Raw genomic sequence first — 19,344 nt, 5'->3', positions numbered from 1 at the left:
CGATACCGTTGGGACCATGCCCGCTTCCCCCGACGCCGCGTCCCACGACCCGATCCTGCAGGCGCTCGCCTCGGACCGGCCGGCCGTGTCGTTCGAGTTCTTCCCGCCGAAGGACGACGAGGGCGAGGCGCAGCTGTGGCGCACGATCGACGACCTCTCGCCGCTCGAGCCGACGTTCGTCTCGGTCACCTACGGCGCCGGCGGCACCAGCCAGGACCGCACCGTGCGGATCACCGAGCGGATCGCCCGCGAGGCGTCGATGCCGCCCGTCGGTCACCTCACGCTCGTGGGGCAGAGCCGCGGCGAGATCGAGACGGTGCTCAAGCAGTACGTCGCGGCGGGCGTCCAGCACGTGCTGGCCCTGCGCGGCGATCCGGCCGGAGGCCCGCGCGCTCCGTGGGAGCCGCACCCCGACGGCATGAGCCACGCGATCGAGCTGGTCGACCTCGTGCGCGAGGTCGGCGGGCTCTCCGTCGGCGTGGCGGCGTTCCCCGAGGGTCACCCCGACTGTGGCGGCCTCGACGAGGACGCCGACGTGCTCGTGGCCAAGTCCCGCGCCGGCGCGTCCTTCGCGATCTCGCAGCTGTTCTTCCGCGCCGACGACTACTTCGGCCTCGTCCGCCGCGTGCGCGACCGCGGCTGCGACCTGCCGATCGTGCCGGGCATCATGCCGATCCTGAACTTCGGCCAGGTGGCCCGCATGGCCGAGCTCTCCGGCGCCGACATGCCGCGCGAGGTGCTCGACCAGATCGAGCCGATCGCCGACGACCGCGCCGCCGTGCGCGCCAAGGGCATCGAGCTGGCCACCCAGCTGTGCCGCGATCTGCTCGCCGGCGGCGCCCCCGGACTGCACTTCATGACGCTCAACCGCTCGCCCGCGACGCGCGAGATCTTCGAGCAGCTCCGCGCCGACGGCCTCGTCTGAGCCGACCGAGCGGGGTTTCCCGTCACGATGCGGGGGAAGTTCTCCCCGCAAGGTGACGGATTCCCCGGTTGACCGGGGAATCCACACCTAGCGCGGCACGGCGCCGAGGTGGGCCGCCAGGGCGGCGGTGCCCATGCCGGTGATCTCGAGGCCGGCGCCGGGCGCGGCCGCCGCGCCGACGAGCCACAGGCCCTCGCGCGGGCTGCGGGCCGGGAGGGGCAGGTCGGAGACGGCCGGGGGAGCGGGCACGCTCTCGCGCCGTGTCACGTGGGGACGCAGGTCGTGGCCGTGCCGGGCGAGCACCTCGAGCGGGTCCGTGCCGGTCGGCGCCTCGAGCACCCAGCCGTCGTCGCCCGAGCGCCAGCCGCGCACCACGTCGCGACCGTGCACGACGAGGTCGTCGGCCGCCACGGCCCCGTCGAGCCGCACGGCGGTGAGGGTGCGCGCGCCGGAGGTCTCGGAGCCGGCGGCCCACACGACCAGGTCGGCCTCGCGCACGGATCCGTCGGCGAGCACGACGCCGTCGACGACACCGGAGGCCGCCGCGGGCTCGACCACCTCGACGCCGGTCTCGACGGTGACCCGTCGCTCACCGAGCCGCTTCAGCAGCGCGGCCGCGAGTCCGGCGCTGCCGCCGTCGAACCGCCACCGGCCGAAGTTGCGCTCGACGTAGTGCCAGACCGCCAGCACCGACGGGCCCGATTGGTCGACCCACCCGAGCTCGGCACCCACGCGACGCAGCCGTGCGTCGCGCACGGGACGGACCAGCCGCTCGAGGGAGACGTCCGCGAGCGGCACCTCCGGGGCGGGCGCGCCGAACGGGTGCGCCACCTCGAACACGGTGCGGCGGACGGCGTCCCACGGGTCGGCGAGCTCGTCCACCCACGGTGACCAAAGGTCCGAGCCGAGCGCCGTGGTCACCGCGTCGTGCTGGGCGCCCCGGGTACCGAAGGGCAGGTCGAGCTCGAGGCCCCGGCCGGGCCAGCGGCCGGCCACGACGTGACGGCGCGGTCCCGCGGGGGAGATCGCGATGAGGGCGTCCATCGGTCGGCCGGACTTGCGGAAGAGATCGCGGAAGACGCCGGGCAGGGTCACGCCGTCGGGCCCGGCGGCCCACCGGGCGCCGCCGATCGGGCGGCCGAGCAGCAGCCCGCCCGCCTCGCCGTCGCGCTCGAGCACGGTGACCTGGTGCCGCAGCTTCGCCAGCCGGGCGGCGGCGGACAGTCCGGCGAAGCCGCTGCCGACGACGATGATCCGGGCCACGCTCAGCCCCTCCGCTCGCGCCGCCGGGCGCGGGAGCGCCTGATCGCGCGCCACAGCCACAGGAAGAGGGAGACGCCGAGGACCAGCGCGACCGCCGTGACGACGAGGGCGACCCACGGGTGCGCGAGCGCCAGCAGCACGACGGCCACGACGCTCAGGTCCTCGCCGGTGCTCAGCGCGGCGTTGGAGAACGGCTCGGGGGAGGTGTTCGCCGCCGCGCGCACGCCCGCCTTCACGCCGTGGGAGGCCAGCGCGGTGCCGCCACCGAGCGCCGCGAGCAGCGCCGGGTCGAGCGTGCCGCCGTGCTCGGCCAGCTTCCACGCCACGACCGCGCCGATCGCCGGACGGACGACCGTGGAGACGCCGTCCCAGGCCGAGTCGAGCCACGGCACCTTGTCCACGACAAACTCGATCGCGAACATGCCCAGGCTCAGCCCGATGACCCACCAGTCGCCGAATCCGGCCGGCACCCACTCCGAGCCGCCGGCGCGCGCCACGATCCCGAGCACCGCCACGGTGGCCCAGGCGTTGACGCCGCTGGCCCATCCCGTGGCGAAGACGAGGGCCGCCAGATCCATGCCGCGACCGTACCGCGAGGCGCTGCGCCACCTCCCCTGTGGGAAGGTGACGTCATGGGTCCGATCCGTGGCGTGCTGGCGTGGCAGTCCGTGCTCGACGCGCTGGTGCAGGCCGGCGCGGCCCCTGACGGCTCCGGATCCCTCGACGTGCTCGACCTCGGTGGCGGCACCGGCTCGGACGCCGTGCGCGTCGCCGCGCTCGGTCATCGCGTCGTCGTGGTCGATCCCAGCCCTGACGCCCTGGCCGCCTCCGCCCGCCGCGCAGCCGAGGCCGGCGTCGAGGTCGAGGGCCGACTCGGCGACTCCGCCGACCTGGCGGAGCACGTCGCGGCCGCCAGTGTCGACGTCGTGATCTGTCACGGCGTGCTGGAGCACGTCGACGATCCCGGCCAGGCCGTGGCCGCGGCGCGCGAGGTGCTGCGCCCCGGCGGCTGGCTGAGCGTGATCGTCCCCGGCCGCGTCGCGGCGGTCGCGGCGCGAGCCGCGGCGGGCGACTTCGCCGGTGCCACCGCCCTCGTCGAGGCCGCTCCCGACGCCTCGTGGGACCTCGCAGGGCTCGGCCCGCGACGCTGGTTCGCCGAGGAGCTCGAGGACCTGCTCGTCGACCACGGACTGACCCCGGTCCTGAGCCAGGGCGTGCGGGCCCTGAGCGACGACGTGCCGGGGGTCGTGGTCGACGGATCGGCCGGTGCCCGCGAGGAGCTCTTCGCCCTCGAGCGCTCGATCCGCCGGATTCCGCAGTTCGCTGGACGTTCGGCTGGTTTGCAGACCATGGCCCGCCTAGAATCGACCTCACACCCCTGACCAAGGAGTCACCGTGCCACTGTCGGACGAAGAGGCCCGGCTGCTCGCCCAGTTGGAGCAGTCGCTGGCCGCAGAGGATCCCGAGTTCGCGTCCACGCTGCGCGGCTCCAAGTTGATCGCGCACAACCGTCGTGTCGCGGCCATCTGTGTCGTGGGCTTCCTCGCCGGCATCGCCATGCTGCTGGGCGGAGCCGTGTCCAAGATGACCTGGGTCGGCGCACTCGGCTTCGTCGCCATGGTGGCGGCCGCCTACTTCTTCGTCCGTGCCTGGCGACGCGGGATCAGCGGCGCCCAGGAGCCCAGCGGCCCCGCGCCCAGCTCGCCGAAGGGCTCCGGCTCGTTCGTCGAGCGCATGGAGGAGCGCTGGCAGCGCCGTCAGGACGACGGCATCTGATCGCTCCACCGCGCCCCACCGTCCACGAGACCCCGCCGATCGGCGGGGTCTTCGTCGTTCTCGCCCCCCTTCGCTCCACCAGCGGCTGAATTCCCCCCACTTCCCTCCACCGACCCGCCATCGCTGAGATGGCGGGCCTTTTGCGCTCTCGTCCCACGCGACACGCCTGACTCTTGACGAAATCAGGGTGGATGGTGGAGCGTTGTGGGTTAAGGTGGGGCGTAGTGGTGGAAACACCGGACTTCGACCTCGAGGGAGAGCGACGTGGAGCAGGGAGGACGCGATGGCCGCACCGGCATCGACGCACTTCTTCGGCACGTTCACGCCTCGCCTCGACGAGAAGGGCAGGCTCTTCCTGCCGGCGAAGTTCCGACCGCTGCTGACGGACGGCGTGGTGCTGACGCGTGGTCAGGAGCACTGCATCTACGGCTGGACGCCCGAGGCCTTCGACGAGTTCTCCGAGCGGGCGCGGCAGGCGTCGTTCACGAACCGACAGGCGCGCAACTTCATCCGCATGCTCTTCGGCGGTGCGGCGCACGAGACGCCGGACAAGCAGGGACGCGTGCCCGTGTCGCAGCTGCTGCGCGACTGGGCCGGCCTGGACCGCGACTGCACGGTCGTGGGCACGGGCGAGCGGTTCGAGATCTGGGACTCGGCGAAGTGGAACGACTTCTCCGACGAGCACGAGGAGGGCTTCGCCGACCTGTCGGAGGAGATCTTCCCCGGGATCTTCTGAGCACTCCCGCGGTGGGGCGCGATGCCCGCCTGAGGGGTTCTGACGTCACTTCCCCGGCGTCAGAACTCTGCAGGCGGGGATCGGGCCCCATCGGCGCGCCGTCGGTGACCGGGACGCTGGCATGAGCGCGCGGCACGTCCCGGTGATGCTGGACCGCGTCGTGTCGGAGTTCACCCCCGTCGTGGAGGGACGTGACCGGCCGGTCGTCGTCGACACCACGCTCGGACTGGGCGGGCACACCGAGGCGCTCCTGACCCGCTACCCGAGCCTGCACGTCATCGGCATCGATCGTGACCCCGAGGCCCTGCGCCGTGCGGGGGAGCGACTGGCTCCGTTCGGTGACCGCTTCGAGGCCGCGCACGCGGTCTACGACGAGATCGCCGAGGTCGTGCACGACTCGGGCCGCACGAGCGTCGACGGGGTCCTGTTCGACCTCGGCGTCTCCTCGATGCAGCTCGACCTGGCGGACCGCGGCTTCGCCTACGCGCAGGACGCGCCGCTGGACATGCGGATGAACTCCGAGGACGACCTCACGGCGGCCGGCGTGCTCAACACCTACGCCGAGGACGACCTGGCGCGGATCCTGCGCGAGTACGGCGAGGAGAAGTTCGCCCGCCGCATCGCCAGGGAGATCGTCGCCGAGCGCGAGCAGCGTCCGTTCGAGCGCAGCGAGCAGCTCGTCGAGCTGATCCGCCGCTGCATCCCGGCCCCGGCGCGGCGCACGGGCGGCAACCCCGCCAAGCGCACGTTCCAGGCGCTGCGGATCGAGGTCAACGACGAACTCGGCGTCTACCGGCGGGCGCTGCCGGCGGCGCTGGACCTGCTCTCGGTCGGCGGGCGCGTCGTCGTCCTGTCGTACCACTCCCTGGAGGACCGGATCACCAAGCGCGTGTTCACCTCCGCCACCACGAGCACGGCTCCGCGGGACCTTCCCGTGGTGCCCGAGTCCATGCAGGCCCGCTTCCGCTCCCTGACCCGGGGAGCCGAGCTGGCCGGCGAGGACGAGATCACCGACAACCCCCGCGCGCGTTCGGTCCGGATGCGCGCTGTCGAACGGATCGCCGCATGAACGACGCCCAGCGAGAGACCCGATGAGCACCGCCACCTCCCCCCGTGCCCTCAGCCGCACGGCCGCCGCGCGATCGTCCGCGCTCGCGTCCGGCATCGCCGCGCGCGGTCGTGACGCGCGTGACGTCGGGCTGAAGCTGGTCGGCCCGGTCCGCGTCCGCGCGCGCCGGGCGCCGTTCGTCGTCGTCGTGCTGTCCGTCCTGGCCGCGGGCCTCGTCGGCCTGATCCTGCTGAGCACCGCCATGCAGGCCCAGTCGTTCAAGATCGACGACCTGCAGCAGCGCGCCACCCTCCTGCAGGCGCAGAAGGAGCAGCTCGCCGCCGAGGTGGACCGCATGCAGAGCCCGTCGGGCCTGGCCGACCGCGCCCTGAGCGAGGGCATGGTCCCCAACGCCAACCCCGTCTTCCTGCGCCTCGCCGACGGCAAGGTCATCGGCGAGCCGGTCCCGGCCGAGCCCGACACGAACGTCAGGAGGGCCGGCTGATGCCCGTCTCGGTCACCCGGAACCGGCTGCGGGTCCTCGTGGTCTGCGTGCTCGGCCTCTTCCTGCTCTTCGCCGGCCGCCTCTTCCAGATCCAGGCGGTCGACTCGAAGGCGTACGCGGCGATGGCCGTCGAGGCCGGCACGCGCAAGGCCGTCGTGCCCGCGCCCCGAGGCGACATCGTCGACCGCAACGGCGAGGAGCTGGTCACCAGCACCGACGGACTCACGATCACGGGCGATCCGTCGATGACGGCCGAGAAGGCCCCCGAGATCGCGCGCATCCTGCACGAGAAGCTCGGCGACGAGATCGACTACTTCGACACGATCCAGAAGCTGCGCACGCCGAAGTCGCGCTACGTCTTCCTCGCGAAGGACCTGCCGGCGTACGAGGCCCGCAAGGCGGTGAAGGCCGTCGCCGAGGCCGGCTACACCGGCGTGTTCACCGAGACGGAGAGCCTGCGCAGCTACCCGGGCGGCTCGCTCGCGGCGAACGTCCTGGGCATCACCGAGGAGAACGGCAAGGGCATCGCCGGCCTCGAGATGCAGTACGACCAGCAGCTCACCGGCAAGGACGGCTCGTCGACGTACGAGGTCTCCACGACCGGCCAGCGCATCCCGATGGCCGACTCCACGGTCGAGGAGATGGTGCCGGGCGCGAACGTCAACACCACGATCGACCGTGACCTGCAGTGGTACGCCGACCAGCGCCTGCGCGACGTCGTCAGCTCCGCCGGTGCCGACTACGGCCTGGCGATCACGATGGACGTCCGCACGTGCCAGATCGTGCAGCTCTCGCAGGCGCCCACGTTCAACCCCGACAGTCGCGCCGGCGTCAACGACGGCACGCTCGTCAACCGCGCGGTGTCGAACGTCTTCGAGCCCGGCTCGGTCATGAAGACGATCACCATGGCGGCGCTGGCCGACCAGGGCAAGGTCACCGCCGACACCAGGATCAAGGTGCCGTCGGGCATGGTCATCGACGGCTTCCCGATCGGCGACTACTGGCAGCACGGCGCGATCCGGCTGACGGCTGCGGGCGTCATCGCGAAGTCCTCGAACCTCGGCACGATCGTCGCGGCCGAGCAGATGTCGGACTCGACGTTCTACTCCTACCTGCGCAAGTTCGGCTTCGGCGCCCACAGCGGCATCGACCTGCCCGAGGAGTCGGTGGGCATCGTCTCCCCGGCGCGCGACTGGACGAAGGCCAAGCACGCCACGACCTCGTTCGGACAGGGCGTCTCGGTGAACGCGATCCAGATGATCCGCGCGGTCGGTGCGATCGCCAACGGCGGCGTCATGTGCACGCCGCGGGTCGTGGACTCGCTGACGAAGGCCGACGGCTCGGTCGAGAAGACCGATCCGGGCGAGTCGCGCCGGGTCGTCTCCCGCGAGGCCGCGTCCGAGGTCACCCGCATGATGGAGGCCGTCACGGCCGACGACGGCACGGCGCCCGCCGCGCAGATCGAGGGCTACCGCGTGGCCGGCAAGACCGGCACCGCCTGGCGCGTCAACCCCACCACCGGCAAGTACGTGCGGGGCCAGAACACGATCTCGTTCATGGGCTTCGCGCCGGCGGACAACCCGCGCTTCATCACCTACGTCGTGATCGACAAGCCCCCGCGCAACGCCGGTGGTGGCTCGATGGCCGGCCCGGTGTTCCACGACATCATGTCGATGGCCCTGGAGCGCTTCGGCGTGACGCCCACGGGCGCCAAGCCGCCCAAGATCAAGCAGGACTGGTAGCCGTCGTGCCGCCCGGTAGGTTGGGGCGGGTGGACGAGATGAGGGTCAGGCCGTTCGACACGCCCACGTGGTCCCTCGCCGAGGTGGCCGCGGCGTGGTCCGGGGCGACGGCCGAAGGCGATGCGAGCGTCACCGGGATCAGCCTCTCCACCCGCGACGTCGTGGCCGGCGACCTGTTCGCCGCGCTGCCCGGTGCCAGCACGCACGGCGCCCGGTTCGCGCCCCAGGCGCTCGAGGCCGGGGCCGTGGCGATCCTCACCGACGCCGAGGGCGCCGCGACGCTGCCGGGCGACGTCCCGCGGGTCGTCGTCGAGGAGCCGCGACGCGGCCTCGCCGCGTTCGCCGCGCGGTTCTACGACCGGCCCAGCAGCCGGTTCACCACCGTCGGCGTCACGGGCACGCAGGGCAAGACCACGACCACGTACCTCGCCGAGGCCGCGCTGGGGGAGTCGCGCTCGGCCGTCATCGGCACGATCGGCACCCGCATCGCGGGACGCCCGGCGGCCAGCAGCCTGACCACCCCCGAGGCCCCCGCCCTGCAGGCGCTGTTCGCCGTCATGGCCGAGGAGCAGGTCGCCGCGTGCGCGATGGAGGTCTCGAGCCACGCCATCGTGCAGGGACGCGTCGACGGCTTCGTGCTCGACGCCGCGGTGTTCCTCAACCTCGGTCGCGACCACCTGGACTTCCACCACGACCTCGAGTCGTACTTCGCCGCGAAGGCCGAGCTCTTCACGCCCGAGCACGCCCGCCGCGCCGTGATCAACCTCGACGACGCGCACGGGCGCCGGCTCGCGCAGCAGACCGTGCTCCCGGTCACGACCTTCTCCACCGAGGGGGCGCCCGCCGACTGGCGTGCGGTGAACGTGCGGTCGCACCGCCTCGGCAGCGACGTCACGCTGATCTCGTCCGACGGCACCGAGACCGAGCTGTCCGTGCCGCTGGCCGGCGCCTTCAACGTCTCCAACGCGGTCGCCGCGATCGTGGCGCTGGCGGGGGAGGGCCACGACCTGCGTGAGCTCGTCCGCGGCGTCGCCTCCGCGCGGGGCGTGCCGGGCCGGATGGAGCGCGTCGACGCGGGCCAGCCCTTCACGGCCGTCGTCGACTACGCCCACAAGCCCGAGGCGGTCGAGGCCGTCCTGGCCGCGCTGCGACCCGTCACCGCGGGTCGGCTGATCGTCGTGATCGGCGCCGGCGGCGACCGCGACCGCGGCAAGCGACCGCTGATGGGCGAGGTCGCGGCGCGGCTCGCCGACCTGGTGGTCGTCACCGACGACAACCCGCGCAGCGAGGAGCCGGCGCGGATCCGCGCCGAGGTCCTGGCCGGCGCCGAGCGGGGCACCGCCGAGGTGCTCGAGGTGGGCGACCGACGCGAGGCGATCGCGGTGGCCGTCGGACAGGCGCGCACCGGCGACACGGTCGTCGTCGCGGGCAAGGGCCACGAGCGCGGCCAGCAGGTCGGCGACGTGGTCCACCCGTTCGACGACCGCGAGGTCCTCGTCGAGCTGATCGGAGGCGCCTCGTGACCCCCACCACCCTGGCCCAGGTCGCCGTCGCCACCGACGGCCGCGTCGAGGGCGACGACGCGCTCTCGGTCGAGGGCCCCGTCGCCATCGACTCCCGCCGGGTGACGCCCGGCTGCCTCTTCGTGGCGATCCCGGGCGAGCACGTGGACGGGCACGACTACGTCGAGGCCGCCCTCGAGGGCGGAGCCGTGGCCACGCTCGCCACGCGCGCGGTGCCGGGTCCCCACGTGATCGTGGCCGACCCCGTCCGGGCGCTCGGCCGGCTCGCCGCCGACCGGCTCGCGTCGCTGAGGTCCGAGACCGACCTGCAGGTGGTGGCCATCACCGGCTCGCAGGGCAAGACCTCGGTCAAGGACCTCGTCGCGCACGTCCTCCGGACCGAGGGCGCCACGGTCGCGCCCGAGGGCTCGTTCAACAACGAGCTCGGCGTGCCGCTCACCGTGCTGCGCGCCGACGCCGGCACGCGCCACCTCGTGCTCGAGATGGGAGCCCGCGGGATCGGCCACATCGCCACGCTGTGCGAGATCGCGCCGCCCGACGTCTCCGTCGTCCTGAACGTCGGCACGGCCCACGCGGGCGAGTTCGGCGGTCTCGACCGCACGGCCCAGGCCAAGGGCGAGCTCGTCGAGGCGCTGGACGAGCACGGCACGGCCGTCCTCAACGCCGACGACGAGCGCGTCGCGGCGATGGCGTCGCGCACGCGCGGTCGCGTCCTGACCTTCGGGCGGGCCGGGCAGGTCCGCCTCGTCGGCGACGTCACCCTCGACGACGCCGGGCACCCGCGCTTCGTCGTCGAGGCCGACGGCCTCACGCTCGACGCCACGGTCCCGCAGCTGGGCGCGCACCACGCGATCAACGCCGTCGCGGCCGTCGCCGCGACCTCCGCCCTGGGCGTGCCCCTCGAGGCCGCCGTGCACGCGCTGACCACCGCGACGGCCACCTCGCCCATGCGGATGGAGCGCCACGAGACGGCCGGGGGAGTCGTCGTCGTCAACGACGCGTACAACGCCAACCCCGAGTCCATGGCGGCGGCCCTGCGCACCCTCGCAGGACTGGCCCCGGGACGCGGCGTCGCCGTGCTCGGTGAGATGCTTGAGCTGGGCGAGGACTCGCCCGCGCAGCACCACAGGATCGGCCGGCTCGCCGCCGACCTCGGCATCGCCCGGGTCATCGCGGTCGGTGCCGGAGCCGCCGAGATCGCCCGGGGAGCCGGGTCGGCGGGTCTCCAGGTGGACGATGTCGAGGCAGCGGTGGACGCACTCTCCGCGAGCCTGGATGCCGGTGACGTGGTGCTTGTGAAAGCATCGAGGGGCGCCCGCCTGGAGCGGGTCGTCGAAGCGCTGCTGCGCAACTGACACGCACGGAAGGAACGAACGGAAGCGATGCTGGCCGTACTGATCGCAGGGGTCGTGGGACTCGTCGGCACACTCGTCGGCACCCGTTTCGCGATCTCCGTGCTCGTGGCCAAGGGCTACGGACAGCTCATCCGCGACGACGGTCCGACCTCGCACCACGTCAAGCGCGGCACGCCCACCATGGGCGGCCTCGTCATCATCATCAGCACGGTGCTGGGCTACGCCATCGCCAAGCTGGTCACCGGCTACGAGCCCAGCGCCTCGGCGGTGCTGCTGCTCTTCCTGTTCGTCGGCCTCGGCGCCATCGGCTTCCTCGACGACTGGATCAAGGTCGCGAAGCAGCGCAACCTGGGTCTGCGCAGCAAGGCCAAGATGGTGGGCCAGATCCTCGTCGGCCTCGTGTTCGCCGTCCTGGCGATCGGCTGGGAGAACGACAACGGCCAGACCCCGATCACCCACGCGATCTCGTTCACGCGCGACCTGTCGTGGGAGCTGCCCACGGTGCTGCTGATCGTGTGGGTGCTGCTGATGATCGCGGGTGCCAGCAACGGCGTGAACCTCACCGACGGCCTCGACGGCCTGGCCACCGGCGCCGCCGTGATGGTCTTCGGTGCGTTCATCCTCATCAACGTCTGGCAGTCCAACCAGAGCTGCTTCATGCTCGACCCCGGCCCGAAGTGCTACGAGGTGCGCGACCCGCTCGACCTCGCGGTGGTCGCCTCGGCCGTCACCGGCGCGTGCTTCGGCTTCCTGTGGTGGAACGCCTCGCCCGCCAAGATCTTCATGGGCGACACCGGCTCGCTCTCGCTCGGCGGCCTCATGGCCGGCTTCGCGCTGATGACCCGTACCGAGCTGCTGCTCATCGTGCTGGGCGGCCTGTTCGTCATCATCACCTTCTCGGTGATCCTGCAGGTCGGGTACTTCAAGCTCTCCGGCGGCAAGCGCATCTTCCGGATGGCGCCGCTGCAGCACCACTTCGAGCTCAAGGGCTGGGCCGAGATCACGATCGTGGTCCGGTTCTGGATCATCAGCGGCATCTGCGTGATCTCCGGCATCGGCCTCTTCTACTGGGAATGGGTCGTCGGTGCCTTCTGAGCGCGACGTCTCGTCGCTGCACCGCGACTCCTCGTGGGAGGGCGTCCGCGCCGTCGTCGCCGGCTTCGGCGTCAGCGGCTTCGCGGCCGCCGACACGCTGAACCATCTCGGTGCGAGCGTCGTCGTGCTCGACGAGTCCGAGGGCGACGCCCACCGGCAGGAGCAGGCGCAGCTGCTCGAGGTCCTGGGTGCCGACGTGCGCCTGGGCCCCGGCACCACCGCCGAGCTGCCGCGGGACGTCGACCTCGTGATCACGTCACCCGGCTGGCGCCCCACCGTGCCGCTGCTGGCCGAGGCCGCCGGCCGGGGCATCCCGCTCTGGGGCGAGGTCGAGCTGGCCTGGCGCCTGCGGGGCGCCGATCCCGCGCCGTGGCTGGCCGTCACGGGCACCAACGGCAAGACCACCACGGTGCAGATGCTCGAGGCGATCCTGCAGGCGGCGGGGCTGCGCGCCCAGGCCGTCGGCAACGTCGGCACCCCGATCCTCGAGGCCGTCATGGACCCCGAGGGCCGCGACGTGCTGGCCGTCGAGCTCTCCAGCTTCCAGCTGCACTGGACGCAGTCGATGGCGGCCGAGTCCGCCGCCGTGCTGAACCTCGCACCCGACCACTACGACTGGCACGGCGGGGCGCAGGCCTACGCGGCCGCGAAGGGCAAGGTCTACGAGCAGGTCCGGCGCGCGTGCGTCTACAACGTGGCCGACGAGGCCACGAGGCACCTGGTCGAGGAGGCCGACGTGGTCGAGGGCGCCCGCGCCATCGGGTTCACCCTGGGCATCCCCGAGCCCGGCATGGTCGGCATCGTCGACGACCTGCTGGTCGATCGGGCCTTCGTGGACTCCCGCGCCACGAGCGCCGCCGAGATGGCCTCGATCTCCGACCTCGACGACGACTCGCCGCACAACGTGCAGAACGCGCTCGCGGCCGCCGCGCTCGCGCGGGCCCACGGGGTCGTCCCGGTCGCGGTCCGCGACGGTCTGCGCGCCTTCCGCCTCGGACCTCACCGGATCAGCACGGTCGCCGAGCGCGACGGCGTCCGCTGGGTGGACGACTCCAAGGCCACCAACCCGCACGCCGCTCGCGCCTCGCTGCGCGCCTTCGACCACGTGGTCTGGGTCGCCGGGGGACTGGCGAAGGGCGCCACGTACGGCGACCTGGTCCGCGACGTCCGCGAGCACCTGCGGGCCGCCGTGCTCATCGGCGCCGACCGCGACCTCATCGCCGCCGAGCTGGCCGCCCAGGCGCCCGACGTGCCGGTCGAGCTCGCCGACGGCGACGACGCCGACGCGCTGATGGACGCCGTCGCGACCGCCGCCCGGCGCCACGCCCGTCCGGGCGACACCGTCCTGCTCGCTCCCGCCGCCGCCTCGATGGACCAGTTCCGCGACTACGCCCACCGCGGCGACGCGTTCGCGCAGGCCGTCGACCGCCTCGGCTGACCCCGGTCCGCTCGGAGGCGGTGAGTGGTCAACCACTCCCGGTCACCGCCGGTGACCGGTCAACCCTTCGGGGCTCCGTTCAGGTTGAGGGCTCACCGCCCCACCCCGGGTTCGGTTCCCCGCTCACCGCTCCCGCGGCCGGACGCGGCGACACGCGCCCGGAGGTCCACGCGGCACGCCGTCCCACGGGCCACACTGGGGAGCAGTTTCCCTTTCTTCCCCGAAGGAACGCCATGAGTACCACCGCTTCTCGGCGGTCGTCGAGCACGCTCGAGACCGTGCGGAACCTGCTGGAGCGACCGCTCGCGTCGTATCAGCTCGTGCTCGGCACGACCGGCCTGCTGCTCGGGCTCGGCCTCATCATGGTCCTCAGCGCCAGCTCGGTGTTCGCGCTGCGCGTCTACGGCAACTCCTTCGAGATCTTCAGCCGCCAGGCGATCTTCGCGGTCGTCGGGCTCGTGGGCATGGTCATCGCGATGCGCATCCCGCTCGAGCGGGTTCGCCAGCTGTCGCGACCCGTCCTGCTCGTGGTCGTCGTGCTGATCGGGCTGACCTTCACGCCGCTGGGCATGGACATCAACGGCAACCGGAACTGGATCCCGCTGTTCGCCGGCTTCAACCTCCAGCCGTCCGAGTTCGCGAAGCTCGCGATCGTGATGTGGATCGCCGACCTCTACACCCGCCGACACCGACACCTCGGCACGCCGCGATTCGTCATCACGCCCGTCGTCCCGATCGCGGGAGCCGTCTCGGCGCTCGTCGTGTTCCAGAAGGATCTCGGCACCGCGGTCATCCTGTTCGCGATCATCGCGGGCATGCTGTGGGTCGCCGGCCTGCCGCTCAAGCCGATGCTGGGCTTCGGCGCCGGCCTCGTCGTGCTGCTGCTGTTCTTCGTGGCCACGGCGCAGCACCGCGTCGACCGCTTCATGTCGTTCCTCAACCCGATGGCCGATCCCGAGCAGTCGGGCTACCAGGCGATCAAGGCGATGATGGGCTTCGCCCGCGGGGGCTTCTGGGGCCTGGGCCTGGGCAGCAGTCGTCAGAAGTGGGGCGCCCTGCCCGAGGCGCACACCGACTTCATCCTCGCGGTCATCGGCGAGGAGCTCGGTTTGGCCGGCAGCCTCGTGATCCTGGCCCTGTTCGGCCTGCTGGCGTACACCGGCTTCCGCATCGCTCACCGCAGCCGCGACCGCTTCGCGCGCTACCTCGCCGCCGGCATCACGATCTGGCTCACGACGCAGGCGATCATCAACATCGGCATGGTGCTCGGCCTGCTGCCGGTCATCGGCGTGCCGCTTCCGCTCGTCTCGTACGGTGGTTCCAGCATGCTCGCCACACTCGCCGCGCTGGGCCTCCTGGCCAACTGCGCCACCACCGAACCCGGCGCCGCCCGCGCCCTGTCCGTCTCGCGTCGCGCGAAGGCGCGCAAGAAGCAGCGGGCGGGTCGCTGACGATGCGTGTCCTGCTCGCCGGTGGTGGTACCGCCGGTCACACGTCTCCGCTGCTCGCGACCGCCGCGGTCCTGGCCGACGCGGGCGACGACATCGTCTGCCTGGGCACTCCGCGCGGCCTCGAGGTCACGCTGATCCCGCAGGCCGGCCACGCGCTCGAGCTGGTGCCGCCGGTGCCGCTGCCGCGCCGCCCCAACGCCGACCTGGTGAAGCTGCCCGCCAACCTGCGCCGCTCGGTCTCGGCCACGCTCGAGGTCTTCGACCGGTTCCGTCCCGACGTCGTCGTCGGCTTCGGCGGCTACGTCTCGGTGCCGGCCTACCTCGCGGCCCGCAGGCGCAAGCTGCCCCTCGTCGTCCACGAGGGCAACGCGCTGCCCGGCATCGCGAACAAGCTCGGCGCGCGCCTCACCCGTCACGTGGCGACCAGCTTCCCCGACACCGAGCTGCGCCACGGCACCTACACGGGCCTGCCGATCCGTCGGCAGATCGCCGACCTCGACCGGCACGCCTCGCGGGCCGAAGGCCGCCGGCGCTTCGGCCTCGACCCCGATCGCCCGACGATCCTGGTCACCGGAGGCTCGCAGGGCGCCCGTCGCATCAACACCACGATGGCCGCCGCCGCGCGTGACCTCGCCGACGCCGGCATCCAAGTGCTGCACGCGGCCGGTCGTCCCGAGGAGGTCGAGCTCGACAGCCGTGCGGACGACCCGCCCTACGTCGTCGAGCAGTACATCGACCGGATCGACCTCGCCTACGCCGCCGCGGACCTGGTGGTGTGCCGCTCGGGCGCCAACACCGTCACCGAGGTCGCGGCCGTCGGCCTGCCGGCCGTCTTCGTCCCGCTGCCGATCGGCAACGGCGAGCAGGCCCTCAACGCCCACCCGGTGGTGGGTGCCGGCGGTGCGCTGCTGATCGAGGACGGCGCGTTCACGCCGGCGTGGGTCGACAGCGCGATCGTCTCGCTCGTCACCTCGCCCGAGCGCCTCGAGCGCATGTCGCAGGCCGCGTCCGGCATCGTCCGGCGCGACGCCGCCGAGCGTCTCGCGCAGATGGTGCACGAGGCGGGGGAGGCCGGCCGGTGAGGATCGACCTGCCGTCCGAGGTCCTGCCCGCCGACCGGCTCGGCCGCGTGCACCTCATCGGCATCGGCGGCGCGGGACTCTCGGCCATCGCCCTGCTGATGCACGAGGCCGGCGTCGACGTGAGCGGCAGCGACGGCAAGGACTCCGCCGTGCTCGACCGCCTGCGTGCCGCCGGCATCACGTGCCACGTCGGTCACGACGCCGCGCACCTGGCCGACCGGGACACGGTCATCGCGTCCACCGCGGTGCCCGAGGACAACCCCGAGGTCGTCGAGGCGCGCCGCCGCGGCCTGCGCCTGTGGCCGCGCTCGGCCGGCCTCATGTCGACGATGCTCGGTGACCGCCGGATCGCGATCGCGGGCACGCACGGCAAGACCACCACCACCGCGATGCTGACGTTCGCGCTGCGCGGCGCCGGCGCCGACCCGTCGTTCGCGATCGGGGCCGAGGTCGCGGGGCTGGGCACCAACGCCCGCCGCGGCACCGGTCCCGAGTTCGTCGTCGAGTCCGACGAGAGCGACGGCGCCTTCCTGCACTACCGGCCGCACGCCGCCGTCGTCACGAACATCGACGCCGACCACCTCGACACGTGGGGCACGGTCGAGGCGTACGAGCTCGCCTTCGCCCAGTTCGCCGCCACGGTCGACGAGGTCGTCGTGGTCTCGGCCGACGACCCCGGCTGCCGTCGCCTGCGCGACACCGTGAGCAGCCCGCGGATCCTCACCGCCGGGTTCGCCGAGGACGCGCACGTCCGCGGCACGGACGTCGAGGTCGCCGGCTCGACCACCCGCTTCGCCCTCCACGTGCCGGGCCTGGAGCCCACCGAGGTCGTCCTCGCCGTCCCCGGACGGCACTACGCCGCCGACGCCCTGCTCGCGCTGGCCATCGGCCTCGAGCTGGGGCACGACCTCGCCGGGATGGTCGAGGGCCTGGCGGGCTACACCGGGGCCGCGCGCCGCATGGAGCCCAAGGGCGAGGCCGGGGGAGTGCGCGTCGTCGACTCCTACGCGCACCACCCCACCGAGATCGCGGCCGATCTGGCTGCCGCCCGCGCGCTCGCCGGCGACGACCGTCTCGTCGTGGTCTTCCAGCCCCACCTGGTCAGCCGCACCCGCCTGTTCGGCGAGCGCATGGGCCAGGAGCTCGCCGCCGCCGACCTCGTCGTGGTGGCCGACCTCTATCTCGCGCGCGAGGCCGCCGATCCCGCGGTCACCTCGGCCCTCGTCGTCGACGCGGCCGGCCCGGACGCCCACCTGGGCGGTCCGGTCGAGGACGTGCCCGCGTTCCTGCAGCCGATGCTGCGCCCGGGCGACCTCGTGCTGACGCTCGGCGCCGGCGACGTCACCACCGTGGGCCCGGCGCTGCTGGACCTCCTGCGGGACTCCGGCGATGAGTGACCGCTTCAGCGAGAAGCTCCGGCTCAAGCGGCGCAGGTCGCGCTGGCGCATCGCGGGGATCGTGCTGCTCGTCCTCCTCGTCGCGGGCGCGGTCTGGGCGATCTGGTTCTCGAGCCTGTTCGAGACGCGCGAGACCACGGTCTCCGGCACCGAGCACGTCCCGGTCGAGCGCGTGGTGCGCGTCGCCCAGGTGCCGCTCGGCGAGCCGGTGCTGCGCGTGGACACCGACGCGATCGAGGAGCGGGTCGCCACGCTCAAGCCCGTCCGGTCGGTGCGCGTCGAGCGCGACCTCCCGCACACGATCCGCATCGTCGTCACCGAGCGCACGGCCGTGGCGTGGGTCGACCGCTCGGGCACGCCGTGGGCCGTCGACGCGACCGGCGTGGTCTACCGGCCGCTGAACTCGCGCCCGGGCCACCTGCCGCAGCTGGACGTCGACGCCGACGACCGCCGCGTCGTCGCGGCCACCGCCCGCGTGGCGGCCGACATCGCCGACGGCGACCGCGAGCTGCTCGCCGACACGAACGCCATCACGGCCGAGACGCGCGACTCGATCGAGCTCGCGCTGACGAAGGACCGCACCGTCGTGTGGGGGAGTGCGGAGGAGGCCGGGCCCAAGCTCGCCGTCCTGCGACCGCTGCTCCAGATCGAGGCCAGCAGCTACGACGTCAGCGCGCCCGAGCGCCCGACGACGCTCGAGTAGACGCGCGTCCCCCGAGTAGACGAACAACACGCCGCCGGCGCGGCGTGTCGTCCGAGATCGATCCGGCGTACCCACCTAGTGTCAAGACATCGACGAGGTTGACATAACTATAAGCCTCGACTTGAACGTTAAGGTTTCGAAGGGGAAGACGACATGGCGGTCCAGAACTACCTTGCGGTGATCAAGGTCGTCGGCATCGGCGGCGGTGGTGTCAACGCCGTCAACCGCATGATCGAGGCCGGGCTCAAGGGTGTGGAGTTCATCGCGATCAACACCGACGCCCAGGCGCTGCTGATGACCGATGCCGACGTGAAGCTCGACGTGGGGCGCGATTCCACGCGAGGCCTCGGCGCCGGCGCCGATCCCGAGATCGGCAAGAAGGCCGCCGAGGACCACGCCGAGGAGATCGAGGCGGCCCTCAAGGGCGCCGACATGGTCTTCGTCACGGCGGGCGAGGGCGGTGGCACGGGCACCGGCGGCGCTCCGGTGGTGGCGCGTATCGCGCGCTCGCTCGGCGCCCTCACCATCGGGGTCGTCACGCGACCCTTCAAGTTCGAGGGCCGCAACCGCGCGGCCCAGGCGGACGTGGGCGTGCAGCGACTCCGCGAGGAGGTCGACACCCTCATCGTCATCCCGAACGACCGACTGCTCTCGATCAGCGATCAGAACATCAGCCTGCTGGACGCGTTCCGCCAGGCCGACCAGGTGCTCTACCAGGGCGTCTCGGGCATCTCCGAGCTCATCACCACGCCCGGCCTGATCAACGTCGACTTCGCGGACGTGAAGTCGATCATGAGCGACGCCGGCTCGGCCCTCATGGGCATCGGCTCGGCGCGCGGCGAGCACCGTGCTGCCACGGCCGCCGAGCTGGCCGTCTCCAGCCCGCTGCTCGAGGCCTCCATCGAGGGCGCCCGCGGCGTGCTGCTGTCCATCGCGGGTGGCTCCGACCTCGGCCTGTTCGAGATCAACGAGGCCGCCGAGCTGGTCCAGGAGGCCGTCCACGACGACGCCAAGATCATCTTCGGCACGGTCATCGACGACTCACTCGGCGACGAGGTGCGCATCACGGTCATCGCCGCCGGCTTCGACGGCGGCGAGCCGAAGCAGCGCGACGCCGCCCAGCCCGCGCTGCGGGGTCGCGACCAGCAGGCGCCCGCGAAGGAGTCGGCCCCGGCCGCCCCGAGCAAGCCCGCCGAGCGCACCGAGGCCTCCGAGCAGCGTGTCGTGTCCGAGCCCGTCCCGGTGTCCCAGCCCGCGGGCCAGGAGTTCGGCGACGGCCTCGACATCCCGGACTTCCTGCGCTGA

At 72.7% G+C, this 19,344-nt stretch carries 18 protein-coding genes; 16 read left to right on the top strand and 2 right to left on the bottom strand.

Features of this window, described 5'->3' with window-relative positions; translation table 11 throughout:
- Positions 1 to 16 precede the first annotated feature (16 nt).
- Positions 17 to 925, top strand: a complete 909-nt coding sequence (gene metF / locus ACGWYL_RS15565) for a methylenetetrahydrofolate reductase [NAD(P)H] (protein ID WP_179424091.1) — start codon at positions 17 to 19, stop codon at positions 923 to 925.
- A gap of 87 nt (positions 926 to 1,012) precedes the next feature.
- Here the strand turns inward: metF and ACGWYL_RS15560 are convergent, their stop codons facing one another.
- Together ACGWYL_RS15560 and ACGWYL_RS15555 are read right to left on the bottom strand one after the other, a co-directional pair.
- Positions 1,013 to 2,188, bottom strand: coding sequence for an FAD-dependent oxidoreductase (locus tag ACGWYL_RS15560; protein WP_395487638.1), 1,176 nt, complete (start codon positions 2,186 to 2,188; stop codon positions 1,013 to 1,015).
- A gap of 2 nt (positions 2,189 to 2,190) precedes the next feature.
- Positions 2,191 to 2,766 carry a DUF4126 domain-containing protein gene (locus tag ACGWYL_RS15555; RefSeq protein ID WP_179424093.1) on the bottom strand — a complete coding sequence of 192 codons (576 nt, stop codon included), beginning with the start codon at positions 2,764 to 2,766 and terminating at the stop codon, positions 2,191 to 2,193.
- 54 nt (positions 2,767 to 2,820) lie between these two features.
- On the opposite strand from ACGWYL_RS15555, the gene ACGWYL_RS15550 reads away from it, so the two are divergent.
- From ACGWYL_RS15550 to ftsZ, 15 genes are all read left to right on the top strand, one after another.
- Complete coding sequence (locus ACGWYL_RS15550; protein WP_179424094.1) at positions 2,821 to 3,570, top strand: bifunctional 2-polyprenyl-6-hydroxyphenol methylase/3-demethylubiquinol 3-O-methyltransferase UbiG; 750 nt, start codon at positions 2,821 to 2,823, stop codon at positions 3,568 to 3,570.
- Between the two features lie 13 nt (positions 3,571 to 3,583).
- Positions 3,584 to 3,964: a DUF3040 domain-containing protein gene (locus ACGWYL_RS15545; RefSeq protein ID WP_179424095.1), complete on the top strand. Its 381-nt coding sequence runs from the start codon at positions 3,584 to 3,586 to the stop codon at positions 3,962 to 3,964.
- A 283-nt stretch (positions 3,965 to 4,247) separates the two neighbouring features.
- On the top strand, positions 4,248 to 4,700 hold the full coding sequence (mraZ, locus tag ACGWYL_RS15540) for a division/cell wall cluster transcriptional repressor MraZ (RefSeq protein WP_179424096.1): 453 nt from the start codon (positions 4,248 to 4,250) through the stop codon (positions 4,698 to 4,700).
- 121 nt (positions 4,701 to 4,821) lie between these two features.
- A complete protein-coding gene (gene rsmH / locus ACGWYL_RS15535) occupies positions 4,822 to 5,769 on the top strand; it encodes a 16S rRNA (cytosine(1402)-N(4))-methyltransferase RsmH (protein WP_395487637.1) in 948 nt (315 codons plus the stop codon).
- Positions 5,770 to 5,791: 22 nt separating this feature from the next.
- Positions 5,792 to 6,253 (top strand): hypothetical protein, encoded by a 462-nt coding sequence (locus ACGWYL_RS15530; RefSeq protein WP_179424098.1) that lies wholly within the window; start codon positions 5,792 to 5,794, stop codon positions 6,251 to 6,253.
- Positions 6,253 to 7,995 (top strand): penicillin-binding protein 2, encoded by a 1,743-nt coding sequence (locus ACGWYL_RS15525; protein WP_179424099.1) that lies wholly within the window; start codon positions 6,253 to 6,255, stop codon positions 7,993 to 7,995. Before ACGWYL_RS15530 ends, ACGWYL_RS15525 begins: the two co-directional genes overlap by 1 nt.
- Positions 7,996 to 8,033: 38 nt before the next feature.
- Positions 8,034 to 9,518, top strand: coding sequence for a UDP-N-acetylmuramoyl-L-alanyl-D-glutamate--2,6-diaminopimelate ligase (locus tag ACGWYL_RS15520; protein WP_395487675.1), 1,485 nt, complete (start codon positions 8,034 to 8,036; stop codon positions 9,516 to 9,518).
- Entirely contained in the window at positions 9,515 to 10,873 is a 1,359-nt protein-coding gene (gene murF / locus ACGWYL_RS15515) for a UDP-N-acetylmuramoyl-tripeptide--D-alanyl-D-alanine ligase (protein ID WP_395487636.1), read from the top strand. The genes ACGWYL_RS15520 and murF overlap by 4 nt, the downstream gene beginning before the upstream one ends.
- Positions 10,874 to 10,900: 27 nt before the next feature.
- Positions 10,901 to 11,968 carry a phospho-N-acetylmuramoyl-pentapeptide-transferase gene (gene mraY / locus ACGWYL_RS15510; RefSeq protein ID WP_179424101.1) on the top strand — a complete coding sequence of 356 codons (1,068 nt, stop codon included), beginning with the start codon at positions 10,901 to 10,903 and terminating at the stop codon, positions 11,966 to 11,968.
- Positions 11,958 to 13,406: a UDP-N-acetylmuramoyl-L-alanine--D-glutamate ligase gene (murD, locus tag ACGWYL_RS15505; protein ID WP_395487635.1), complete on the top strand. Its 1,449-nt coding sequence runs from the start codon at positions 11,958 to 11,960 to the stop codon at positions 13,404 to 13,406. Before mraY ends, murD begins: the two co-directional genes overlap by 11 nt.
- A 233-nt stretch (positions 13,407 to 13,639) precedes the next feature.
- Entirely contained in the window at positions 13,640 to 14,857 is a 1,218-nt protein-coding gene (ftsW, locus tag ACGWYL_RS15500; protein WP_179424102.1) for a putative lipid II flippase FtsW, read from the top strand.
- Between the two features lie 2 nt (positions 14,858 to 14,859).
- Complete coding sequence (gene murG, locus ACGWYL_RS15495) at positions 14,860 to 15,939, top strand: undecaprenyldiphospho-muramoylpentapeptide beta-N-acetylglucosaminyltransferase (RefSeq protein ID WP_395487634.1); 1,080 nt, start codon at positions 14,860 to 14,862, stop codon at positions 15,937 to 15,939.
- Positions 15,936 to 17,336, top strand: a complete 1,401-nt coding sequence (gene murC / locus ACGWYL_RS15490; RefSeq protein ID WP_395487633.1) for a UDP-N-acetylmuramate--L-alanine ligase — start codon at positions 15,936 to 15,938, stop codon at positions 17,334 to 17,336. The genes murG and murC overlap by 4 nt, the downstream gene beginning before the upstream one ends.
- Positions 17,329 to 18,039 (top strand): cell division protein FtsQ/DivIB, encoded by a 711-nt coding sequence (locus tag ACGWYL_RS15485; protein WP_395487632.1) that lies wholly within the window; start codon positions 17,329 to 17,331, stop codon positions 18,037 to 18,039. Before murC ends, ACGWYL_RS15485 begins: the two co-directional genes overlap by 8 nt.
- Positions 18,040 to 18,192: 153 nt before the next feature.
- Positions 18,193 to 19,344, top strand: coding sequence for a cell division protein FtsZ (ftsZ, locus tag ACGWYL_RS15480; protein ID WP_179424106.1), 1,152 nt, complete (start codon positions 18,193 to 18,195; stop codon positions 19,342 to 19,344).

The sequence above is a fragment of the Aeromicrobium sp. JJY06 genome (genome assembly GCF_044069275.1).
In the GTDB taxonomy this organism is placed as follows: Bacteria; Actinomycetota; Actinomycetes; order Propionibacteriales; family Nocardioidaceae; genus Aeromicrobium; species Aeromicrobium tamlense.
Note: the sequence above shows the minus strand (reverse complement) of the source record. Positions and strands in the feature narration are given on the sequence as shown.